The organism is Parabacteroides sp. ZJ-118, from assembly GCF_011038785.1.
Lineage (GTDB): Bacteria > Bacteroidota > Bacteroidia > Bacteroidales > Tannerellaceae > Parabacteroides.
Map to the genome: position 1 here is coordinate 35,454 of NZ_JAAKDT010000015.1, position 24,336 is coordinate 59,789.

Annotated in this window: 17 protein-coding genes; 9 read left to right on the top strand and 8 right to left on the bottom strand. The window is 47.3% G+C overall.

The window, feature by feature from the left end; translation table 11 throughout:
• Positions 1 to 4: 4 nt before the first annotated feature.
• The 3 genes from G7Y39_RS05945 to G7Y39_RS05955 are packed head-to-tail and all read right to left on the bottom strand — an operon-like array spanning position 5 to position 3,701.
• Positions 5 to 1,099: a Rid family hydrolase gene (locus G7Y39_RS05945; RefSeq protein ID WP_165156014.1), complete on the bottom strand. Its 1,095-nt coding sequence runs from the start codon at positions 1,097 to 1,099 to the stop codon at positions 5 to 7.
• 11 nt (positions 1,100 to 1,110) lie between these two features.
• A complete protein-coding gene (locus G7Y39_RS05950) occupies positions 1,111 to 2,886 on the bottom strand; it encodes a YncE family protein (RefSeq protein ID WP_165156016.1) in 1,776 nt (591 codons plus the stop codon).
• Between the two features lie 17 nt (positions 2,887 to 2,903).
• The gene (locus G7Y39_RS05955; RefSeq protein ID WP_165156018.1) at positions 2,904 to 3,701 is read right to left on the bottom strand and encodes an IclR family transcriptional regulator; all 798 of its coding nucleotides are present in this window, start codon (positions 3,699 to 3,701) and stop codon (positions 2,904 to 2,906) included.
• Positions 3,702 to 3,997: 296 nt separating this feature from the next.
• Between G7Y39_RS05955 and G7Y39_RS05960 the strand changes: the two genes are divergently transcribed.
• The 5 genes from G7Y39_RS05960 (at position 3,998) to G7Y39_RS05980 (ending at position 9,283) form a co-directional block, all read left to right on the top strand.
• Positions 3,998 to 4,924, top strand: coding sequence for a hydrogen peroxide-inducible genes activator (locus G7Y39_RS05960; RefSeq protein ID WP_165156020.1), 927 nt, complete (start codon positions 3,998 to 4,000; stop codon positions 4,922 to 4,924).
• Between the two features lie 84 nt (positions 4,925 to 5,008).
• Positions 5,009 to 6,274 carry a carboxypeptidase-like regulatory domain-containing protein gene (locus G7Y39_RS05965; RefSeq protein ID WP_165156022.1) on the top strand — a complete coding sequence of 422 codons (1,266 nt, stop codon included), beginning with the start codon at positions 5,009 to 5,011 and terminating at the stop codon, positions 6,272 to 6,274.
• A gap of 83 nt (positions 6,275 to 6,357) precedes the next feature.
• The gene (locus G7Y39_RS05970) at positions 6,358 to 6,897 is read left to right on the top strand and encodes an RNA polymerase sigma-70 factor (protein WP_165156024.1); all 540 of its coding nucleotides are present in this window, start codon (positions 6,358 to 6,360) and stop codon (positions 6,895 to 6,897) included.
• Between the two features lie 5 nt (positions 6,898 to 6,902).
• Positions 6,903 to 7,754 carry a FecR family protein gene (locus tag G7Y39_RS05975; RefSeq protein WP_165156026.1) on the top strand — a complete coding sequence of 284 codons (852 nt, stop codon included), beginning with the start codon at positions 6,903 to 6,905 and terminating at the stop codon, positions 7,752 to 7,754.
• Positions 7,733 to 9,283: an STN and carboxypeptidase regulatory-like domain-containing protein gene (locus tag G7Y39_RS05980; RefSeq protein WP_165156028.1), complete on the top strand. Its 1,551-nt coding sequence runs from the start codon at positions 7,733 to 7,735 to the stop codon at positions 9,281 to 9,283. Before G7Y39_RS05975 ends, G7Y39_RS05980 begins: the two co-directional genes overlap by 22 nt.
• Before the next feature lie 209 nt (positions 9,284 to 9,492).
• Here G7Y39_RS05980 and G7Y39_RS05985 read toward each other — a convergent pair whose 3' ends face one another.
• The 5 genes from G7Y39_RS05985 to G7Y39_RS06005 form a co-directional block, all read right to left on the bottom strand.
• Positions 9,493 to 10,782, bottom strand: a complete 1,290-nt coding sequence (locus tag G7Y39_RS05985; protein WP_165156030.1) for a nucleotide sugar dehydrogenase — start codon at positions 10,780 to 10,782, stop codon at positions 9,493 to 9,495.
• Positions 10,783 to 10,883: 101 nt separating this feature from the next.
• The gene (locus G7Y39_RS05990) at positions 10,884 to 12,176 is read right to left on the bottom strand and encodes a TolC family protein (RefSeq protein WP_165156032.1); all 1,293 of its coding nucleotides are present in this window, start codon (positions 12,174 to 12,176) and stop codon (positions 10,884 to 10,886) included.
• Positions 12,177 to 12,181: 5 nt separating this feature from the next.
• On the bottom strand, positions 12,182 to 15,226 hold the full coding sequence (locus tag G7Y39_RS05995) for an efflux RND transporter permease subunit (protein ID WP_165156034.1): 3,045 nt from the start codon (positions 15,224 to 15,226) through the stop codon (positions 12,182 to 12,184).
• A gap of 10 nt (positions 15,227 to 15,236) precedes the next feature.
• Entirely contained in the window at positions 15,237 to 16,286 is a 1,050-nt protein-coding gene (locus tag G7Y39_RS06000; RefSeq protein WP_165156036.1) for an efflux RND transporter periplasmic adaptor subunit, read from the bottom strand.
• A gap of 93 nt (positions 16,287 to 16,379) precedes the next feature.
• A complete protein-coding gene (locus tag G7Y39_RS06005) occupies positions 16,380 to 17,393 on the bottom strand; it encodes a DNA/RNA non-specific endonuclease (RefSeq protein WP_165156038.1) in 1,014 nt (337 codons plus the stop codon).
• A 478-nt stretch (positions 17,394 to 17,871) separates the two neighbouring features.
• Here G7Y39_RS06005 and ettA point away from each other — a divergent pair, with 478 nt between their 5' ends.
• The 4 genes from ettA (at position 17,872) to G7Y39_RS06025 (ending at position 24,075) form a co-directional block, all read left to right on the top strand.
• Positions 17,872 to 19,560 carry an energy-dependent translational throttle protein EttA gene (gene ettA / locus G7Y39_RS06010; protein ID WP_165156040.1) on the top strand — a complete coding sequence of 563 codons (1,689 nt, stop codon included), beginning with the start codon at positions 17,872 to 17,874 and terminating at the stop codon, positions 19,558 to 19,560.
• Between the two features lie 26 nt (positions 19,561 to 19,586).
• A complete protein-coding gene (locus tag G7Y39_RS06015) occupies positions 19,587 to 20,240 on the top strand; it encodes a DUF1080 domain-containing protein (RefSeq protein WP_165156042.1) in 654 nt (217 codons plus the stop codon).
• 131 nt (positions 20,241 to 20,371) lie between these two features.
• Positions 20,372 to 21,652, top strand: coding sequence for a serine hydroxymethyltransferase (glyA, locus tag G7Y39_RS06020; RefSeq protein WP_165156044.1), 1,281 nt, complete (start codon positions 20,372 to 20,374; stop codon positions 21,650 to 21,652).
• 71 nt (positions 21,653 to 21,723) lie between these two features.
• Positions 21,724 to 24,075, top strand: coding sequence for a family 20 glycosylhydrolase (locus G7Y39_RS06025; RefSeq protein ID WP_165156046.1), 2,352 nt, complete (start codon positions 21,724 to 21,726; stop codon positions 24,073 to 24,075).
• The last annotated feature ends 261 nt before the right edge of the window (positions 24,076 to 24,336 follow it).

Here is a 24,336-nt window from a genome sequence, read left to right on the forward strand (position 1 = left end):
TGTTTCAACGTATCGCTATTCCCTCGATCTCGATCAGCAACTCATCCCGGCAAACGTCGGCCCACATATAAGAGATCGGGATATTCAATCCGTAGGTATTCATCAAACGCTCGGCCTCCTTGTAGTCGGATTTATTCTTCAAGTAGACTCGTAACTTAACCAATTTAGCGTCAGCGATCAGTTCCGCTATATTTTCCATCGTGATCCGTAGCTGGCATTCCAAGCCAGCTTCCTTCAAACTCTCCTCACCCCGGATAGCGGCCGTACCAGAGATATAAATCAATTTGCGATCCTGAAAAGTCATGCTCTTGGCACGCTCGAACTTAGGGGTTGTCTTCTTTTGCCTGGCGACTTCCAGCACTTGCTCCGAATACGCATGGGCGGCCACCTGCAACTTATTGTCGATCGGCGTGGCGAAAGCGTCCGGAGTAGTAAACACGGCCGCATCCACATCGATCAAGACTCCTCCCAGATTCGCCCCGATACCCGTAGCGGCAGGGTATCCATTCGTCCATTCCGTTTTACTATAAAAATCAGACCGTGCGTTATTAAACGCTTGGTAATGCTGGTCCTGGCCGTCGAAAGCAGTTATACGCTCGATATAATTCCACTGACGGATAATGCTACTCAACGGAAAGCCCTCCCGACGAAGCACATCCCCTAACAACCGGAAAGCTTCCACCGATTGAGGCTCGATACCAAAATGAAGTACATCCCCTTGAAAGCCGCCGGCAAAAAGAAAACGCCCCGAGGCATTCTCCAACAAGACATAAGGGACACCTTGATAATGACGGAAAGTAATCCGATCCTGCGCATCGGGCACATAGCTATGTACCTCCATCAGCAAAGGAGCGTTCAACGGTGGTTGGGATACATAGCTCAAAGCCGGCTCGCAATTCCCATAATACCGACGGATCTTCTCCCGCAACAAAACTCGGCGTGTCACGTATTCCTCATTTGTACCCGGAGTACCGAAAAAGGCCAGCCTCATGATCACCTCGTTTTGAGGTAACTGAGACAATAGATCGTCCACCATAACCGCAAACAGAGCCGGCTCGGTGTTTAATATCGTATAATGTATTTTCTCACAATAATTCATATCCTTTTATTTTACAAGGAGTTTACATATTCCGTTAATGCCTCGATATCTTTCTTGGAGACCTTTTTATCAATGCCATGCTTATAAACCTCGAATACCTCTTCTATGGTAGCCGCACGCCCATCAAACAGATAAGGAGCCGTGCGCCAAACCTCAATCAAAGTAGGAGTATCCCACCCTTTCTCAAATTCTATATCCTCGCCGATACGGTGCATCTTCATATCCGTATAATAAGGGCCGCTATGACACTCGCCACATTTCAGGTTCTCAAATACCTTTCTTCCCTCTTTCGCCTTATCCGATAATTCCCCATTTACTAAATACGGGCTAGGCACCGGACGCAAGGATTTTACATAAGCGTCCACACATTTCGCCATTTCCTCTTCCGGCTCGAAAAACTGGATAAACTTAAAACCGGCACGTACCGCATATTCCGCGCTCTCGCGAACACCCGAAATCATGCTAGGGGGAGTCACATGCGAATACAACATGCTCTTACAATTCTTCGAGTTACCGACCCCGTCATTCATCAAGTCCCAGTTCATTCCGTCCGTACGGGCATCCCCCGGATGGCAACCGTTACAACTTTGCCAACCTTGATAGCAATGATTCGCGTCATTAAAGTACTTCTCACCCTTGTTTTCCGGCGTTTCCGTACGACCCGGATTCATGTCGGTAGCCGTTACTTCCAATGTATTTATATCGACAGTATTCAGGATATCGGCGAAATAAGTAGGAATTATCAATTTATCACCCGAGAATACAAAATTGCGGGGCCCGTTCCCTTGTAAAGGTACTCGCTCACGAAGTCCATACAAGAAATTCAAGTCATAATCCAGACGGCTTTTATCCTCATAAGACTCAAACTTCGCCAACATCGCCGGATGATCGATCACGCTCACCTCATGTGTACCGCTATGCGTGATAAAGATATGCTTGTCATCGCAATCGATACTCCAGATGCCGGCAGCGCCACGATCCGGCTCATCCACCAATACCGCCCCAACAAATTCCTGCTTCGCCACATCAATCACGCTGAAAGCACTCGTGTTCATCCAACCTTGTTGAAGTTGGGAAGTAGGCACCGTGAATCGTCCCAAGTTGTGAGATACATATATATATTTCCCATCCGGCGTGATACAGATCCCTCGTAAGGCGTTGCTACCATTCGCCAATTGGATATCCCTCACTTTCGTAAACCCATCCATCTCGATTACCGATACGCAAGCAGCCACCACATCAACGTCCGCCCGTTGCGAGGGCAAGAAATTTGTGACAAACATGTATTTACCATCCTTGCTGAATACCGCAGATTTAGGTTCACGCAACACTCTCACGCTCCGGACGACCTTGCGCATCACCGGATCTACCTCAACCACCGAATTATCGAATTGATTACATACATATATATGTTTCTTATCCGGTCCGAACATCGGATGGCAGGCTCCCGATCCCGTCGGTATGGCCGATTCCACCCTACCCGATTCCAAGGAAAGTACTTGTAAACGGCCGGTCTTCTCGAAGGTCGTCACATACACCTTATCCCCATCCGGAAGCAAACCGGTCGGGGTCTCATCCAACGGAAACGAACGGAGCAAGCTCTTACCGTCCACTGAAAAGATATCCAGATGTCTCGTTCCTTTCTGAGTCATTAATAGCTCCCCCTTTGCGTTCAATACGGCATCCGTAGTAAAGAAAGGTGGGTCGCCGGCGGAAGCGATAGAAACGCAACAGCCGGCAAGACAAGCCACCAATGAGTTTTTTATCAAGTATCTTCGCATATTCATGGTATATTTTGCATTCCTTATTTTCTAAATCCCAGTTCATTTGAAATCAACCCGGCAACCCCCTTGATCACCTTCACCGTATTTTTTACCACTTCTTTCGATAAGCGGTCTTTCGGACCGGAGATCCAGATCGCCCCACAAGGATATCCCGTATAATTAAAGATCGGGGCACCTACGCAGATCACACCGCTTAACTCCTCCTCATTATCCATGGCATATCCCAGCTTGCCGACCTTACCCAGCTCCTCCAGATAAGCCTCGCGAGAAGTGATCGTCCGGGAATTATACCGTGTAAACGTCATATAGGACAGGTAGCGATCTCGCACCGTCTTCGGCAAATAAGCCATAATCGCCTTTCCTGGAGCCGAGCAATGCAGCTCAAACGGCTTTCCCGGTGACAGGACGAAACGAAACGTATGATGGCCTTGCGCTTGTTCGATAAAAATTCCTTTCTCATCTCCCAAGACCCCAAAGCAAGCGGTCTCTTTCACCTGATCACGTAAATCGCGCAGATGAGGCAAGACGGTCTCTAAGAGATTGTGTTCATTCAAGGATCTGAAACCAAGAGTCAACAATTTTCGGGAAAGTTTATAGCGTTTCGTGTCTTCACTGAAATTGAGGTATTCCAGCCGCACCAATGTATTCAAAATACGATAGGCCGTAGTTTGCGATATATCGAGCGCCAACTTAATATCTTGCAATGCTTCCCCCGCCGGCCGCAAGGAAAGGTACTCAAGAACCGCTATGCCCTTCTCTAAATTAGGCACTTTGTAGTTCTCGTCCACTTTTTCCGTATTTGGCAGCGTGTTTTTCATATTTGAAATTGCATTTCAGATTTGAATCAAATATAGCAGTGATGAATTTAAACAAGACACGAAATATGTAAAAAAGCGTTAAGTATGTTGCAAAGCATAAATATCGATTGGAGAAAGCCGGAAGAGATTCCGGCTTTCTCCAATCGCAATGAATCACCTGTTTTTACTTTTTGCAATCACAAGTTGAATAGGCTGAATAGGCTGTTCTCCATTTTTCCACGAAAGTTTAATGGACATTCGAAGATTTTCATTAAGTTTGTCTTTATTAATTTCTAACGCTTGTAAAATTAAGTACTATGAATATACAACAACTCGAATATATCCTAGCGGTGGATACTTATCGTCATTTCGCAAAGGCAGCAGAGCATTGTAGGGTGACACAACCGACATTGAGTATGATGATCCTAAAACTGGAAGACGAGCTAGGTATTAAATTGTTCGACCGAAACCTGCAACCCGTTCGCCCCACACCTGCCGGACGTAAGGTTATCGAGCAAGCGAGAAATGTCCTCTATCAAGCTTCCCTTATCAAAGATATCGTGAACGAGGAGGAACAGTCGCTGAAAGGTACGTTCCGCTTAGCGGTGCTACCGACTATCGCCCCTTATTTGTTACCTCGCTTTTTCCAGCAATTATCGGAAAAGCATACAGACCTTGATATCCGTATGCTGGAAATGAAAACCGCTCCCACCATGACTGCCCTGCAAAACGGGGAAATCGATGCCGCTATCATAGCGAACCAACCCACAGAATCCTATTTACAAGGAGACCTATTATATTATGAGCAATTCTTCGGATACGTAGCTCACAATGAATCTGTCTTCAAAAAGGATTTGATCCGTACCGCCGACATCAACGACGAGCGGTTGTGGCTACTGGACGAGGGGCATTGCTTCCGTGACCAGCTGATGCGTTTCTGCCGGATGGAGAAGGTGAAGATTCGCCAAGCCGCTTACCGTTTGGGCAGCTTAGAGACTTTTATGCGTATGGTGGAAAGCGGTAATGGCATTACATTCATCCCGGAATTAGCTACCCTGCAATTGAGTAAAGAGCAGAAAGAATTAGTACGTCCGTTCGCCATTCCCAAGCCGACACGGGAGATTGTATTTGTTACCCGTAAAGACTTTATCCGACATACCATAGCGGGTATCTTAATAGAGAGCATCAAGAAAGCGATACCTAAAGAAATGTTGACATTGCGACCCGGACAAAAGGCTGTGTGATTTTTTGATAAATTCCATAGGGTATTTCTTTCCTGAGCGATCATATAAGTACAAAGTGATTATTTACCATTAAAAAATACAAATATGAAAGCGTTCTGTAGACAAACTATGGGATTTATCCTGATGATACTGTTGGCCTGCGGTGTAACCTCCATAAAGGCACAGGATAGCACAGACGATGAGTTTATCACTGTCAGCGGTGTAGTAAAAGACAAGCAAACACGAAAAAAACTGGAATACGTAAATATCTCTATTCCGGGAACCAATGTGGGGACGATCACCAATAATGATGGTGAGTTCTCTATCAAGGTAAAAAGAATCCTCCGTGCCAGGCAAGTAGAAGTATCGCATATCGGATATTTGAATGGCTTGATCCCCGTGAACGATAAGGACATATCGGAATGCACGGTATTACTCGAGCCAAACATAAATACGCTCAGCGAAGTCATTATCCGAGCCGGGGATCCTCGATATATCGTAGAAGAGGCGATTGAGAAAGTAAATAAGAATTACATTGCCACAGGTAGCATGCTTACCGGATTCTACCGGGAGACCGCACAAAAAGGACGTCGCTACATCAATATCTCTGAAGCGATTATCGATATTTACAAAACTCCCTATAAGGACAGGAGCGTGGAACGGGATCGAGTACAGATCTATAAGGGACGCAAATTGTTGAGCCAGAAGGCTAGCGATACATTAGCCGTGAAATTATTGGGAGGCCCGAATCTATCCGTTTACGTGGATGTGGTGAAGAATCCGGATTTATTGCTCGACCCGAATGTCTTACCTTATTACGCCTTCCGTATGGAAGAAAGCGTGATGTTAAACGACCGGCCGCATTACGTAATCAATTTCCAGCCTCAAGCGATCTTGCCTTACGCCTTATATTACGGTAAATTGTATATCGATAAAGCACGGCTTTCCTTTAGCCGTGCAGAATTCGCCCTCAGCATGGATGACCGAAATAAGGCTACTGAGGCCATCCTTCGCAAAAAGCCTTTTGGCTTGCGATTTAAACCCGTAGAGGTAGCTTTCCTCGTAACTTACAAAGAACATGACGGTATGAGCCATCTGAGTTATATCCGCAATGAGGTGCGTTTTAAATGCGATTGGAAACGAAAACTTTTCTCTACCAACTACACGATCGTATCCGAGATGGTCGTTACCGACGGTAAAGAACAAAACAACTCCATCCCCTACCGGATATCTTTTAAAGCGGATCAATCTCTATCCGACAAGGTATCGGACTTCGCCGACGAGAACTTCTGGGGAGCATACAACATTATCGAGCCTACCGAGTCCTTGGAGAATGCGGTACATAAATTAAAGAAGCAACATAATAATTGACCGTGTAAGTGTATACTATCAACAATGATACGGACAAATCATTATCTTTGTCCATTATCAATTATCTGTTGAAACCAATTATTATGGATTTGTTCGTACTCAAAAAGATCAAGGAAGGGGATGTTAAAGTATTCGAGAGTATTTTCAGGCTTTATTATACCCCTCTTTGCCTGTACGCAACTAGTATAACCGGAGAACGGGAAGTTGCGGAGGAGATCGTTCAGGACTTGTTTTATGTATTCTGGAAGGAAAGAGAATCTTTTTCGATCTTACGTTCCATCAAGAACTACCTTTATGGAGCTACCCGGAACCGGTCCTTACAATATCTGGAGCATCGGGAAGTACGATACCGATACCGGAATACGGTCTCAGCCGGAGAGAATCCTGAATCCGAATCGTATACCCCGCAAGATCAACTTGAGTACAAAGAATTGCGATCCTTGGTCAACCGGGCATTAGGTAAATTGCCCGAACGCCGCCTCCGGATCTTTCAGATGCACCGCTTCGAAGGAATGAAATACGCTGAGATAGCCTCCAGTCTCTCCTTGTCCATAAAGACCGTAGAAGCGGAAATGACCAAGGCGCTACAAACACTAAGAAAAGAAATCGAAAATTACACCTAACAGTTATGAATCAAACAGAAAAAAATAAATTGAAGACAGACCAAGCATGGGCGCAATTATATACTCGCTTGGAGCAAGACAGGCTGACGGATGAGCCAACTTCCGGCAAGCAAATCCAATACCGGATCGGACTTATAAAATGGACCGCCGTTATCGTTATACTCTGTGTATCGGTAGCTACGGCTATTTTCCTTGGAAAAGGACGGACACCTGAGACCACTCTGCTCACCCTGCATAATAACGAGGCTTCCACCACCTTGGTCACGACCTTAGAAGACGGGTCTATCGTTTATCTGTCCGATAACAGCCAGTTAAGTTATCCGGAACATTTCCAAAGAGAAAAGAGAGAGGTATCTCTACTAGGAAACGCCCTTTTTGATGTAAACGGAAATAAGGAACGTCCTTTCCTAATCGAGACAGAGCAGGCCCGGATCGAGGTAATGGGAACCTCATTCAACATTAAATGCTCGGACAAAAGCGCATTTGAATTGGCCGTTCGCCGGGGATTAGTGAAAGTAACACTCAAAAAAAGCAGAGAACAAACGCTGGTAAAGGCCGGTCAAACCGTATCCTTACTCTCCAACCGTTTACAAGTAGCTCCGACTCAAGATAACGAACAATTTTCCAATTACACCCGCCGTATCCAGTTTAAGGATGAACGTCTGGGAGATATCTTGCATGTAATTAATCTGGAATATCCGAAGATGCCATTGAAGACGACGGCTGATTTAGAGGATAGACGGCTGACCGTCAGTTTCTATAATAACTCACCCGCTGCGATGGTTGAACTGATCTGCGCAGCGTTAAAACTAAAATGTACGCAACAAAATAATGCATGGATGATTTCCGAACCTTGAGACAGCTGATCGTAGGATGGTTGCTGCTACTCGTGATCCCTATAAATGCCCAGAATGGCAACGTACTGGGACAGATCATACGATTGCCTAAATCAAAAGGAAATATCTACCAATTGTTGGGACTCGTCACGGAACGTTCCGGCTATCTTTTCATATACGACAGTAAGATTATCGATAATGAACAAATGACATCGATAAAGGGTGGAGACTATACGATACAAGAAGCTATATACGCAATTACCGGTAATAAAAATCTGGCGATCCGTGCGATAGAGAACCATCTCCTACTTTATGTGCCGGAAAATCCTCCCGCTCCTAGAAGCGCATCCGTAACTCCCGATTCCATACAAACCTATTTCACGATAGAAGGTTCTTTGCAGGATCAATACACCCATGAGCCCATCGCATTCGGATCGGTAGGAATCGGCGAGGCCGCTATCGGTACCATCACCAACCTGAACGGAGAGTTTCGATTGAAATTACCGGACTCACTCCGGCTATCCCAGGTACGTTTCTCCCATATAGGCTATCTTCCCCAAGAAATAAATAGCCGGGAGTTGATAGATAAACATACCATCTTATCCCTAGAGCCTAAAATAGTCTCCATCCAAGAAGTTATCGTGCGCCTAGCCAATCCAAAACGCTTATTACAGGGGATGTTGGACGAGAGGAGGAACAATTATTCCCAGCACCCAATTTACCTTACTACATTTTACAGAGAAGGCATTGAACGTAAAAAAGGACTCGTAGGACTAACCGAGGCTGTTTTCAAGATATATAAAGCATCTTATCACAGCAATGCCTTGGCCGATCAAGTGAAACTACTAAAGATGCGCCGCATCAGTAACGAGCTGGAAAAAGACACGTTGATCACGAAAATGAAGTCAGGTATCTACTCCTGCCTTGTCTTGGACTTGATGAAACAATTACCAGAGTTTCTAGATCCTGGCCCAGATTCACCCTATACATACGCCCATACCGACATCACGGTAGTAGATGATCGACTTGCTAACGTCATCTCTTTCGAGCAACAAAAGAACATCCATGAACCGCTTTACCGAGGACAGATATATATCGACACCGAAAATAATGCCTTATTAAGGGTGGACTTTGAGGTTAATCCCCAATATATCGAGCAGGCGGCCGGAATGTTCGTCGAGAGAAAAAGCCGGAATTTACGGATCACGCCCCGGAAAGTAACCTACACGGTCTCTTACAAACAATGGAATGGCACCTATTACATTAACCATATTCGGGGAGACCTGCACTTTAAAATTAAAAAAAGAAGACAACTTTTTAACACAAATATTTTACATACTTGGTTCGAGATGGTTACCTGTAAGATAGATACAGCCAACGCAAACCGCTTCTCACGCATTGAAGTCCTTCCTACCCACACGGTTTTCTCGGATACTCACTTCAACTACGACGAAGGTTTCTGGGGAGATTTTAACGTAATATTACCCGAAGAGAAGCTGAATGAAGCTATTAGCAGAATCACCTCAAAGATAGAGGAAACAAACCACTAATCCCCTGAAAATCATAAAGAGAGCCTTTTCGCAAAGGTTCTCTTTATAGGTTTTAATAGGTATTAGTCTTTAAGGCAAAAAGATTGTTTAGGTTATCTGCGTGCAAAGGTGAGCTAATTAATATTATTGAGCAAATAAAAAAATATATTGTACAACACATTTTTTAAGTTTATCGAAATTTCCTTGCAGCTTGTGTTACTTTTTAACAATTACAGACTCCAATAGATCATCTGATGGATGTTGCCTCGATAGACTCCTTTCACGTCTGCCAACACGGCATGTTCGTTCGTGATCGACAGAAAATAGGATTCATCCAGCTTCAAATAAGCAGTATGAGCGACAGCTACCACTACCGCGTCATATTTCTTCCCGGGCTTCTCTACCAACCGGATACCGTACTCTTGCAATACTTCCGAGGGAGAAGCGAACGGATCCATCACATCAACCTCGGCTCCAAAGTCCTTAAACTCATTGATAATATCGGCTACTTTCGAGTTACGTATATCCGATACGTTTTCCTTGAAAGTCATACCCATCACCAGCACATGCGCCCCTAGGATATTTTTCCCTTGCGAGATAATCTTTTTCACGACCTTCTTTCCGATATACCGCCCCATAGAATCGTTCACGTAGCGACCGGAATTGATCATCTTCGTGTGATATTGCAATTCTTTGGCTTTATGCACCAGATAGTAAGGATCCACCCCTATACAATGCCCTCCAACCAATCCGGGAGAGAAAGGCAAGAAATTCCATTTCGTTCCGGCGGCTTTCAAGACATCAAATGTATTTACCCCCATTCGATCGAAAATAATGGAAAGCTCGTTCATCAGGGCTATATTCACGTCACGTTGGGTATTTTCGATAATCTTGGCAGCTTCGGCTACCTTGATACTAGGTGCACGGTGCAGCCCCGCTCGAACGACCAGCGTATAAACTTCCGATATCGTTTCCAAAGCCTCGGCATCGCAACCGGAAACGATCTTCACAGTATTCACCAAGGTATGCACCTTATCACCCGGATTGATTCGTTCCGGTGAGTACCCAACCTTAAACTCCTTTCCTACTCTCAACCCTGAAACTTCCTCCAAGATCGGGATGCAATCCTCTTCCGTACATCCCGGATATACGGTAGATTCGTATACCACGTAATCGCCCTGTTTCAAGACTTTGCCTACCGTGCGGGTCGCACCCATCAAAGGGGATAGATCCGGCTCGTTATGGCTGTCTATCGGAGTAGGAACAGCTATCACGAAAAAGGAAGCCTCCCTCAACTGCTCTATAGAAGAAGTAAATATGATATCTTTATGTTCAAACACCTCGGCGGGAAGTTCCCCACACGGATCAATACCGTTCCGAAGCTTGTCCAAGCGATCCTCGTTGATATCAAATCCGATAACAGAAACATATTTAGCGAATTCCATCGCGATAGGAAGCCCGACATATCCTAGTCCGATCAGGGCGAGTTTCGTTTGTTTATCTAGTAACTTTGTATACATCTTATTATTTCATCATTCTATACTTAAAGAGTCAGGATTCCGAGGAGTGCCCAAACAGACGAGATTGTATGCAAGTGTAGCAATCTTCAGATATGCTTCTTTTACTGCAAACGACGGATACCTATAGCCTTGTTATATTGGGCTAAAGAAACCTTTTGCTGATACCAAGTCTGGATCAAGTTTCTGTAAGACTGAATCCATGACAATTGGGCAGAGAGTACGTCCAAGATCGGAAGTTTACCCTCGTTGTAGCTGAAGGTGTTCAAGTCGAGGTTCTCCTCGGCAATCTTACAAGCCTCTTCCGCAACGGTAATTTGTTTCGTATACTCGGTGAGGCTTGTCCATGCGTTCGCGACCTCTTGAGCGATCTTGTCTCGCGTATTATCCAAGGCGTATTCCTTACTACGAAGGATAGCCTTCTGGGAATTTACCTCCTTGAAACGGGCACCCCAACGGAACAAAGGTATCTTCAAGGAAGCGAAGACGGCCGGGGTCCACAGCTGGTCCGAACCTTTCACGTTCAACATCGGAGTACCCCAAGTGCCTTGAAAACCGATCGCCAAAGACGGGTTATATTTCGCTTTCGACAAATTGATCTGTCTCTTTTGATACGCTATATTCAACTCGGAAATAGCATAGTCCGGACGGTTCCGAAGAGCTATATCCTCTCCTACCTGCAATGGCAAGGCCAAATAGGTCGTAATGGAATCTTCCACCTCGATCGGATCTAGCGGAGACACGCCCATCAATGAGTTCAGATTCTGCAACGCAATCTGATACTCCTTATATGCCGAGCTTTTACTCAATTCCGCTTCTTTCAGGCGGGACTCCACTTGCAATAAATCGGTCTTGCTGATCTGGCCGTCATTAAAACGGATCGTCAACACGTTCGCCAGCTCTCCGACAATGTCTACATACTGACACATCACATCGTACATACCTTTACGGGCGGCGGCCGTCCAATAGTTCAAATCGGCGGAATAAACGATATTATCCGTTGTCAATTCCTCTGCTTGCTCGGTGATCTTGCCTTGTACCTGAGCAGCCTTATAGTTATTATAGATCTGTCCACCCGCATAGATAGGCTGACTCACCGTAGCGCCTAGGCTATACGTATTATGGTCCATCTCAACGGACATGCCCGGTCCGAAATCCAAATCATATTTATTGATCCGATACTGATAGCTACCGGAGAAGTCCACCGAAGGGAAAAAACCGGTTTTAGCGGCCTTGATCGCATGCTGCATAGCGATACGCTCCTCAGAGCTTTGCTTGATCTGGCGGCTGTATTCAAGGACCCGTTCCTTATATTCCACAGCCGAGAGCCGAATGTCCTGCGCCTTAGCGGACAAGGCGCCCAACAATAAACAACCTATGATTATTTTATCTCTCATATCTTTTACTCTGATTTAATCTTAAAGAAAATACAATAAGTAACCGGAAGCACGAAAATCGTCAGAATCGTAGAAACGAACAGACCACCCATGATGGTAGCCGCCATACCGGCGAACATAGCGTCCCCCAATAACGGCAACATGCCTAAGATCGTCGTACCGGAGGCCATCGTCACCGGAACGATACGAGTTTTCGTCGCCTCTATCACGGCACTCACCGGAGACAAGCCTGCGTTCAATTGTAAGCCGATCTCGTCCACCAGTACGATCGCATTCTTGATATTCATACCGATCAAGCCCAACAGACCCAACATGGCAAAGAAATCGAGGGACTTACCGAATACCAACAATCCCAATACCACACCAATGAAGATCAACGGCAGCATCGCCATGATCAATACAGGTTTCCGGTAATATTTCGGGAATAAGAACAGCAAGGTGACATAAATCAAACCGAACATCAACGGGATATTGGCAGCGATCGCCTTATTACCTTTATCCTGCTCGGATTGCTCGCCGAAATACGTCATCTTATATCCTTCCGGCACCTGAATCTCCTCCTGTACCTCTTTCCATAAATGACTGAAAGCAGCCATTGTATTGGTGCCGCGCTTCGGCTCACACTGCATAAGCATACACGGCTCACGGTTGAATCGTCTCACTACGTTAAACTCATAATCCAGCGAGAAATCATCGATCACCTGCTCCACCTTCACCGAACGACCTTTCGTGCTGTAAACCGGCAAAGTCTTTATATCATTCAGACTGATCGAATCCTTATCCGCGTCTTTCAATAAGATCGGCATAAACACGTCGCCCTCACGATACTCACCCAGAGGTACGCCATTCGTAGCCGAACGCAAGGAATAAGCCACCTGTTGACGAGTAATACCCAGACGCAAACCTTTCTCTTGAGAATATAAAGGCTTCCATACCGGAACCTTGTTGCCCCAACTGTTGCGCACCTCCATTACCTGATCATAATTCCGGGCGATCTCCTGCGTCTTTTGTGTCAAAGCGATCAAGGTATCCACGTTATCGCCGATAAAACCAATCTCAATCGCCGCATCTGGGACCGGAGACAAAGCAAATAAGGCCGAGCGAGTCAATATATTCGGGTAGTTAGCCACCATATAATCGTAAAACTTACCCTCCTCCACTTGCGCATCCTCCGGAGCTTGCGTCTCGATCAATACGTTCGCGAAGTTAGGCTTCGGGCCTACAGAGGAACTAGCCAGATAGTAACGTACCGGAGAACCTCCCAATGTAAACGAGAATGATTTGATATTCGGATTCTTATTTAAATAATCTTCCTCTATTTTCTTAACATTCGCCTCTACGTCATAAATGCTGTATCCCTCTGGGAAGATCAAGTCCGCACGGAAATAGGGCTTGTTCATAATCGGGAAGAAACTTTGTGGCATGATACTCATTATAAACAGGGAAATGAACAGAGTAACCACTACCGAAGCAAGCGTGACATATCTACGCTTGATCAAGCGTCCCAACAACCTCTCGAACCTATGATACAGCTTCGTATCGTAAGGATCCTTATTCTCGCCCGGTTTTGCCTCTTTCAAGATAAAATTACCGAATGTGGTCGTTTGCGTCAAAGCCAAGATCCAACTCAATCCCAAAGACACCGCCAAGACGATAAACAACGGCTTCACGATCTCGGCCACGGATGCCGGTGCCAAATACATCGGCAAGAAAGAACATACGGCGATAAACGTCGCGCCCAGCAACGCCCATTGCGGTTTGGTAGCGCCATCAATCAATGCCTGATAACGGGAAAGTCCTCGCTTAATACCAATTTGGGCATTATCCGTCACCACGATCGCATTATCCACCAACATTCCCATGGCGATAATAAAGGCCGCCAATGAGGTCCGGTTCAAGCCGACCCCCCAGATCAACATGATCAGCAAGGTACCCCCCACGGAGAAGAGCAACGAACTCCCCACCAACATTCCGGCACGAGATCCCATCACGATAAAGATGATCACGATCACGATCAACAGAGACTCGATCAAGTTCAAGATAAAACCATTGTTTGCCTCTTGCGCAATCTTATTTTCCGGATAGATAGCCTTCAAGTCCATACCGATAGGGAAAAGTTGCTCCATCTCTTTCAGATGATCCGTCACCACGTTGCCCACGGCCACCACGTCATCTTTCGCTCCTGTAGCGACCCCGATCCCGATCGCACGCTTACCATCCACACGCATCAAGTTGGCGGGAGGATCCATATAGCCGCGTTCCACCGTAGCGATATCACCTAGACGAACCTCACCGCCACTTTTCATCACGATCAACTGATCGCGTATATCTTGTATATCCTTATAGGTACCTTCGGTACGCAAACGCAACTGATAATTGCCCGTATTAATGTCTCCAGTATTCACCAACAGGTTCTGTGTTTGCATCACCTGCTGAATGGCGTTTGGGTCAATACCCAGGTTCGCCAATTTCGGGACAGAAATCCTTACGTTGACAACTTGTGTCTGCTCGCCGAACAAATAAACCTTTTGCACGCCCGGCACCGGGGATAACTCAGTCTTGATCTTTTGTGCCCAATCACGTAACTCATCATACGTATAACCCTCGTCCGCCGTCAAGGCATAATAAATACCGAACACATCACCGAAGTCATCATTGACGGATATCGAAGAAGCGCCAGACGGGAGGCGTGGCTGTATGTTCGCCACCTTGCGACGTAACTCATCCCACTTGACTGGCATATAATCCGGTGATAAAGTGGGCTGCAACTCTATCGTAATCTTAGACATACCGAAATAAGACTCAGACTTGATCTGGAACACATCTGACATGGCCTGAATCTCCCGCTCGATCGGTTCGGTCACCAGCTTCTCTACCTCTTGCGGAGTCGCTCCCGGATACTGGGTAACCAAAACCGCCGTCTTGATCACGAAGGGAGAATCTTCCTTCTTCGGCAATTTAAAGAAAGAATATATACCTCCTATCAGCACGACCGCTAGGAAAAAGTATATAATCTTCTGATTCTCTAAGGAATATTTTGGAATATTCATTGTTTATCTCTTAATCTGTTAATACTTTTACCTGTTGTCCGTCCACCAAACGAGTGGCTCCGGCTGAGACAACCTGTTCGCCGGGCCGCAAGCCATCCGTTACGACCACTCCATCCTTGCCGACCAGTATGGACTCGGTAATCTTGCGGCGCTCAACCTTTTGAGACTGTTTACTATAGACAAACACATACTTGTCGCTATTGGAATCGTCCACCACGACAGCGGCTAGCGGAACCAATACGGCGCCTTCCATGAAACTCTCGCTATCCACATTCAAGATCACACGGCAAGAGAAACCTACGGCTACCCTATATTTCTCCAAATTAAAGTTCGGATCGTCGATATACAAATATACGGGAATGCCAGAGCCATCGGGAGAGGCTTCCACGTATTCTTTCACCTTCGCCCTGAAGCGAACGCCCTTGTAATTATCGAATTCTACATAAACAGAATAGGGAGAAGAGAAGTAATTGATATTACCTTCAGGCATCGTAAACACGACCTGCAACTTATCCGGGTTGATCAAGCAAACGATTCCTTGTCCGGCCTGTACCTTCTGGTAATTCTCTACGTATTTCTTCTGGATAAATCCATCGAACGGCGCGCGGAGCTTTGTCTGGTTCAATGTATTTTGCGCATACTCGAAGGCCGCCTTGGCATTTGAGTAAGAGGCTTCCGTTGACTCATACTCTTGTTTGGAGATGGCTTGTTTGGACAATAATTTCTTCGCACGTTGCAATTGCGCCTCCGCTGTCTGGAAAGACGCTCTCTTCGCCTCATATTCCCATTTAAAATCCTGCGGATCGATTTCAGCTACGACCTGCCCCGTACGGACCTTCTGGCCTTCATCCACGTTTAATGAGATCAGCGGGCCGGACATCTTGAACGCCAAATCACTGAATTGATCAGACGATACCACTCCACTGAATGATTTCTCAACCCTATTCAGCGAAGTAACGTCCACCAATTTAACCGGACGAGGGCCTTGCTCCTTAACGGGTGGTTGACTACAGGAAACCAATGCTGTCAAAACAAACACATGGATTAATTTTCCTTTCATGATAACTTGCATTTTGTTATTTAATTATAATTTCTTTTTCTTCACAGTAAATATAAAACATTCTCGCCTAGAGATTGTTGAGAGTAACGTAGCTTAAAAAGACCAACTGCCATCATTCACGTACGCTTCCATCGGATTTTCTATCGAATCAGGCAAAGAAGGGAAAAAGTCAATTCCGGTAACCTTCTCTATACTATCGATAGGGATCATCATCGATTTCAACGGAGTCTTCCCATAGTCTTTATTATCAAACAGAAAACCCACCCCTCCCGGGTTACCATTCGTCATCGTACAGATTACCTTATAAAAACGCTTTGGGATTCCCACTCGGTTCTTTCCTAACCGTTTCAAGTCGTCCGTGATCACCGGGCCGGTCACGATCAACAGGGAGCCATTCTCCTTCGCCCACAAACGAGCCTGTTCTTCCAGATCTTTCCAGATACCCCGGTTCAAGCCGGGCTTTTGCGGACAGATATTACTTAGGTAAAACGATTCCCGCATAGCCTTGACGGACCATTTCATATCGCCGGCAGGCGCCATATGTCCTCGGTCGTAGCCGGAGCGAGTATAATCCTCATTTGTGGCGGTAGCCCCTTTCACCATGGGATCCGAGACGAACTTATTAGACCGCTCGTTCTTCTTACTTGTTGCCTCTTTCGAGGTCAGCGCATAGGCTACCCAGTTGGCGATCCTATAATCGGAATTATAAGAAACCGTGTAGCCTTCGTGCTTTATAACCTGTTCTTTTTGTTTATTCTTTAGCCTCGGTATCTCAGCTCCCTCCTGAAAAGTATAGGCGGAGATTCCTTTTGGGGGACTCGTCGCTTGCTTGTTTTTCGTCGCCTGTGCGGCTTTCTTACCCGAAGTTCCGGAACCGCCCTTATCCGAGATCTTCGGACGGGCTATTGTCTCCGATCGATCCTGTTTCTTCTCTACGGGCCGTGTCTTAGATACCGGATAAAACCAATCATAAATAAATAACACACCAATAAAGCAAACAACTACCGCGAAAGCGCCAAGAAGCGTCTTCTTTATGGAGGACATGAACAACGATGCCTGCCTCTTCTTGCTTTTTCGGAGTTGAGGCTTACCTCTCTTTTTTGCCATACCTAAAAACTTCCTCTTCTTAACCTTTCGTATCGGGCACAAAAGTAGATAAATCCAGCATGTTATACAACACTACCCTAGGATAGTATTGGTCTCGATTACTATAAAAGACGGCTTAATTTAATGCGGTCTCTTTCCAAATCATACTTTCTGTAAATATTTACCGCTTTATGCATGAGAGTTTTCGTATGGTCTTATACCCCTGTTCATCCTTGGCTTCGGTATTCCGGTAGCTTCTCTAAATGCGTTCATCCGAGTGTCACATTCCAACTTCAGTAAACATACAAAAACGAGTTAACCATTTTCAGGAACAGACAGCTGGCGGGTCACTGTTTTATGTACACAAGTAGAATGCACCTTATTGATTAGGCTTGTGCTTTGGTTTTTCCTTTGTTAATTTGTAAAATAAAAGATATTTACATAGATTTGTACACCCTTATTTTAAGTTAAGGAATTAATTAACACACAAAGAAATCATATGGCAGACGATAAGAAGATTATTTTCTCGATGGTAGGCGTGAACAAGATCTTTCCGCCTCAAAAACAGGTTTTAAAGAATATATATCTATCCTTTTTCTATGGGGCAAAGATCGGCATCATCGGTTTGAATGGTTCCGGTAAATCTACGTTGCTGAAGATTATCGCCGGTATCGATAAGGATTATCAAGGGGAGGTAGTCTTCTCCCCCGGGTATTCCGTAGGGTATCTGGAGCAGGACCCTAAGTTGGAGCCGGGCAAGACCGTGAAGGAGATCGTGCAAGAAGGCGTGCAGGAAATCGTGGACACCTTAAAAGAATACGAGGAGGTGAACGAGAAATTCGGCGATCCGGAGGTACTAGAAGATCCGGATAGAATGGATGCCTTGATCAACCGTCAGGCAGAGCTACAGGACAAGATCGACGCTACGGACGCATGGAACCTCGACAGTCGTCTGGAACGTGCCATGGATGCTCTACGTTGTCCGCCAGAGGATCAGGTGGTGGATACGTTATCTGGAGGCGAGCGTCGCCGGGTGGCCCTTTGCCGATTGCTGCTCCAGCAGCCGGACGTATTGTTATTGGATGAACCGACCAACCATTTGGACGCCGAGTCTATCGACTGGCTGGAGCAACACCTGCAACAATATGCCGGTACTGTTATCTGCATCACGCACGACCGTTACTTCCTAGACCATGTGGCCGGTTGGATCCTTGAGCTGGATCGTGGCGAGGGTATCCCTTGGAAAGGCAATTACTCCTCTTGGCTAGACCAGAAAACGAAGCGTATGGCTCAAGAAGAGAAGCAAGTCAGCAAGCGCCGTAAGACCTTGGAGCGTGAGCTGGAATGGATCAATATGGCGCCGAAGGCAAGGCACGCCAAAGGCAAGGCACGCCTAAACTCGTATGAGGCTCTCTTGAACGAGGACCAGAAAGAGCGTGAGGCTAAACTGGAGATCTTCATCCCGAACGGTCCTCGCTTGGGCAATAAGGTGATCGAAGCGCAGCATGTGGCGAAGGCGTTCGGCGATAAATTGCTGTTCGATGATTTGAACTTCATGCTTCCCCCGAACGGTATTGTAGGAGTCATCGGGCCAAACGGTGCCGGTAAGACTACCTTATTCAAAATGATCATGGGCATGGAAAGCATCGACAAGGGAACCTTCGAGGTGGGCGAGACCGTACAAGTAGGTTACGCCGACCAGACCCATAAGGATATAGACCCGAAAAAGACCGTTTACCAAGTCGTATCCGGCGGACAGGAATTCATCCGTATGGGCGGCAAGGAGGTGAACGCACGGGCTTACCTATCTAAATTCAATTTCGCCGGATCAGATCAAGAGAAGCTATGTAGCGTACTCTCCGGAGGAGAGCGTAACCGCCTGCATCTGGCGCTGACACTGAAAGCGGACGCTAACGTATTGCTGCTCGACGAGCCTACCAACGATATCGACGTGAACACGCTGCGGGCCTTAGAGGAAGGTCTGGAGAACTTCGCCGGTTGCGCCGTCGTCATCTCTCACGACCGTTGGTTCTTAGACCGTATCTGTACGCATATTCTGTCGTTCGAGGGCGATTCCAACGTAGTCTTCTACGAAGGGACCTATTCCGAGTACGAGGAATACAAACGTAAGACCTTGGGCGACGCCGAGCCGAAACGGGTACGCTATCGCAAACTAATCGTTGATTAATCATACTATAAATAGAGTTTAATGCCATGAAAAAAAGAATGCTATCTTTGGCTGTATTAGCCACTTTCCTCTTCTGTTTCTCCAATGGGACGAACGCTCAGAAGACCAAGAAACTGTTCAACGGGAAAGACCTGTCTAACTGGAATTTCGTAGTCGACAAAAACTCCGCTCCCGCCGATCAGGTCTATGCCGTACGCGACGGTAAGATCTTCATCACCGGCCAGCCTTTCGGCTATATGTACACCAAGGAGAAATACAGCGACTACAAACTGCACGTGGAATGGCGTTGGCCGAATGGGGATTCCAACGCCAATAGCGGTATCTTCCTGCATATCACAGACCTTAAGAACCCCTTCCCGAACGGAATCGAATGTAACCTGCAAGCCGGGAGGGCCGGATTGTTCGTGTTGCTGGGAGGTTCCGACCTTGTCGAGTACCAGCAACGCCCAGGAGAGGAACGTCCCTTCTTCCCCGTCGTAAAGAACGTGAACCCGTCTAGCGAGAAACCCGCCGGAGAGTGGAACGAGGCGAACATCTTCGTGAAAGACGGCGTCATCACCGTATACATCAACGGCGTATACCAGAACACCGGGACCGACAAGGTGAAGGAGGGCCATATCGGGCTGCAGAGCGAGGGTAAGGAGGTCGAGTTCAGAAACGTAACCCTCACCAAGTGGTAAGCGGAGCCGCTTCCGGCGCATCTTCAATAATTAAACGAAGTATTATAAATAGTATTGAAATAATATAGTACATTCGCGAGAATTCCTTTTCTAGGAGGAACACATCATTGCAATAACCAATTTAAGAGGTAATGAAAAGAGACAACATCATTTTTGACATTATCGAGAAGGAGCACCAACGCCAATTGAAGGGCATTGAGCTGATCGCTTCCGAGAACTTTGTCAGCGACCAGGTCATGCAGGCCATGGGAAGCTGTCTGACCAACAAATACGCCGAGGGATATCCCGGCAAGCGTTATTATGGAGGCTGCGAGGTAGTAGACCAAAGCGAGACGATCGCTATCGAACGGTTGAAAAAGCTATTCAATGCCGAATGGGCCAACGTGCAGCCTCACTCCGGGGCACAGGCCAACGCAGCCGTATTCTTCGCCGTATTGAATCCGGGCGACACGTTCCTCGGGTTGAACCTGTCGCATGGCGGACACTTATCCCACGGTTCCCCGGTAAACAGCTCCGGTGTTCTTTATCACGCTACCGAATATAATGTAAAGGAAGACACCGGACGGGTGGACTACGACCAGATGGAGGAAGTAGCCCTTCGCGAGAAACCGAAATTGATCGTTGGCGGAGGTTCCGCTTATTCCCGAGACTGGGATTACAAACGTATGCGTGAGATAGCCGACAAAGTAGGAGCCTTATTGATGATCGATATGGCGCACCCGGCAGGTCTGATCGCCGCCGGTTTGCTGAACAACCCATTGGAGTACGCTCACATCGTAACATCAACGACGCATAAGACCCTGCGGGGGCCTCGTGGCGGTATCATCCTGCTGGGTAAGGATTTCGAGAATCCTTGGGGCAAAAAGACACCAAAAGGTGAGATCAAGAAGATGTCTCAGTTGTTGGACTCCGCCGTATTCCCGGGTATCCAAGGCGGTCCGCTGGAGCATGTGATCGCAGCCAAGGCCGTAGCCTTCGGAGAGGCCTTGGAGCCGGAATACAAGACGTACCAAGCACAGGTGAAAGCGAACGCCGCCACCATGGCCAAGGCATTCACGGATAAAGGGTATAAGATCATCTCCGGTGGTACGGACAACCATAGCATGCTGATCGACCTGCGCACGAAGTTCCCCGACCTGACCGGAAAGGTTGCCGAGAAAGCCTTGGTAGCCGCCGACATCACAGTGAACAAGAACATGGTTCCGTTCGACAGCCGCTCGGCCTTTCAAACCTCCGGTATCCGTGTGGGTACGCCCGCTATCACGACCCGAGGCGCCAAAGAGCCGCTTATGGGTGAGATCGTGGAACTGATCGACACCGTATTGGCTGCTCCCGAATGTGATAAGGCTATCCGATCCGTTCGCGAGAAAGTGAACGGTATCATGAAAGATTATCCGATCTTCGCATGGTGATATATCGCAGGGCGGGCTTTGAATTCCCGCCCTACTCTCGAATTTAAACAATCTAAAATATCAACACAAACATGAAAAAGCTTCTTGCTACAATTTGCGCTGGCGCTGTACTAGGCCTGATGGCCTCGTGCGACGATGCTCCTGGTGAAGTGAGACCTTACAACCAAGGTATCAACATCATCCCGACACCGGTCAGCCTTACTCAAAATGAAGGGAACTTCAAACTAAACAAAAACACGAAGATCTACGCTTCCACCCCGGAGGCGAAAACCGTAGCCGAGTTCTTCGCGGCTAAAATGAACACGGCGACAGGCTACCAGATAGCCACCGCTGACCAAGAGACTTCCAGCGGTATCTCGTTGGTTATCGACGGCGTCCTGGACGTAAACGACGAGGGATACACGTTAGATGTCACCGATAACGGTGTCCGTATCAAGGCCAAGACCCCTCAAGGTCTCTTCTACGGTATGCAATCGTTCTTGCAGTTGCTGCCCGCCGAGATCGAGAGTCCTTCCGCCGTGAAAGGTGTCGCATGGATCGCTCCGGCTGTATCTGTCAAGGACGAGCCTCGATTCGGTTACCGGGGTATCATGCTAGATCCCTGCCGCCATTTCATCCCAGTAGAGAATATCAAGAAACAGCTGGACGTATTGGCCTTGTTCAAGATCAATCGCATGCATTGGCACTTGACTGACGACCAAGGATGGCGCATCGAGATCAAGAAGTACCCGAAACTGACCGAGATCGGCTCTAAACGCATCGATGGCGAGGGTACCGAGTACGGAGGCTTCTATACTCAAGAGGAAGTGAAGGATGTCGTTAAATACGCAGCGGATCGTTTCATCACGATCGTTCCCGAGATAGAGCTTCCGGGACACGAGATGGCCGCTATCGCCGCCTATCCGGAGCTGTCTTGCGAGGGTAAGCCGGGTACTCCCCGTATCATTTGGGGCGTAGAAGACATCGTATTATGCGCCGGGAAGGAAGAACCCTTCCAATTCTTCGAGGACGTGATCGCCGAGGTAGCTCCCCTATTCCCAGGCGAGTATTTCCATATCGGAGGCGATGAGTGCCCGAAGACGAGCTGGGAGAAATGCCCGCTTTGCCAGGCCCGTATCCGTAAGGAAGGCTTGAAAGGCGACAAGCAACATACAGCCGAGGAGAAGTTGCAGAGTTATTTCGTACAACGCATGGAGAAGGTCGTAAACAAGCATGGCAAGAAGATGATCGGATGGGACGAAATCCTCGAGGGAGGTCTGGCTCCATCGGCCACGGTAATGTCTTGGCGAGGTGAGGAAGGCGGTATCGCTGCCGCCAGCATGAACCACGAGGTAATCATGACCCCCAGCAGCGAGGGTATGTATATCGACCATTTCCAAGGCGACTCCAAGATCAGCCCGGTATCCATCGGAGGATTCACCACGACGGAGCGGGTCTACAAGTACAACCCCGTTCCCGACACACTGGCTGCGGCCGGTAAAGGACACTTCATCAAGGGCGTGCAATGCAACGCATGGAGTGAGTACCTTTATACCACGGACATCATGGAGTACCGTATCTATCCTCGTATCCTAGCCCTCTCCGAGATCGCTTGGAGCCCGCTGGACCGGAAGGATTACAAGGATTTCGAACGTCGTTTGGATAACGCTCAGGTTCGCCTGGACGGACACGGCATCAACTATTATATTCCGCAGCCCGAGCAACCGAATGGTTCTTGCGACTTCGTGGCTTTCACGGACAAGGCTACCCTGACATTCTCCACGAACCGTCCAATGAAGATGGTCTACACGCTGGATGGTACCGAGCCCACCCCGGAATCCACCATATACACGGCTCCTTTCGACATCATCGAGACTACGACCGTGAAGATCGCTTCCGTATTGCCTTCCGGCAAGATGGGCAAGCCTCGCACGATCCTCGTGGAGAAACAGACACTGGCTCCCGCAAAGGAGGTAGCGAAGACAACCCCGGGTCTCGATATGGAGGTATTCGATGGAATGTACCTGCGCATAAGCGATCTGGAGGCCGCTCAGAAAACAGGTAAGAAACAGGTCATCAAGACGACCCGCGAGCTGACCAACCAAGTATCCGCCCCCGAATCCATGCGAGGCGTGAAGCAATACGCCGCTATCGCTACCGGCTACGTGAACATTCCGGAGGATGGCGTTTATTACATTTCTTCCGACTTAGAGGAGGTATGGATCGACGGCAAATTGAGGGTCAATAACGGCGGTGAGGTAAAACGCTTCTCCCGCCATGACACCTCCGCAGCCTTGGCAAAAGGTTTGCACGAGATCAAGCTGGTATTCCTCGGGCACATCATCGGAGGTTGGCCTTCCAACTGGAACGACGGTAGCGTAAAACTCCGTAAATCAGATGCCGAGAAATTCATGCCAATCACGGCTGAGATGCTAAGTCATTGATCTTGAGATATACTGAGCACAGTAGTGTCCTATCACGAACACTACTGTGTTCCACTCCAAACACTACCGTGTTTAGTCGTATCCGTCCGAAATCGGCCGACTTTTCCATAGCATTTTTGATTGCAAACTTTGCAGTTAAAAAAGCTATGTTCAATCTGAATGAAAACAACCGTATAGTGATGTCCCAACATCCGACAGACATGCGCATGGGCGTCAACTGTCTGAGCGGACAGGTAAGGATGGTCGGTCTTGATCCCTCGA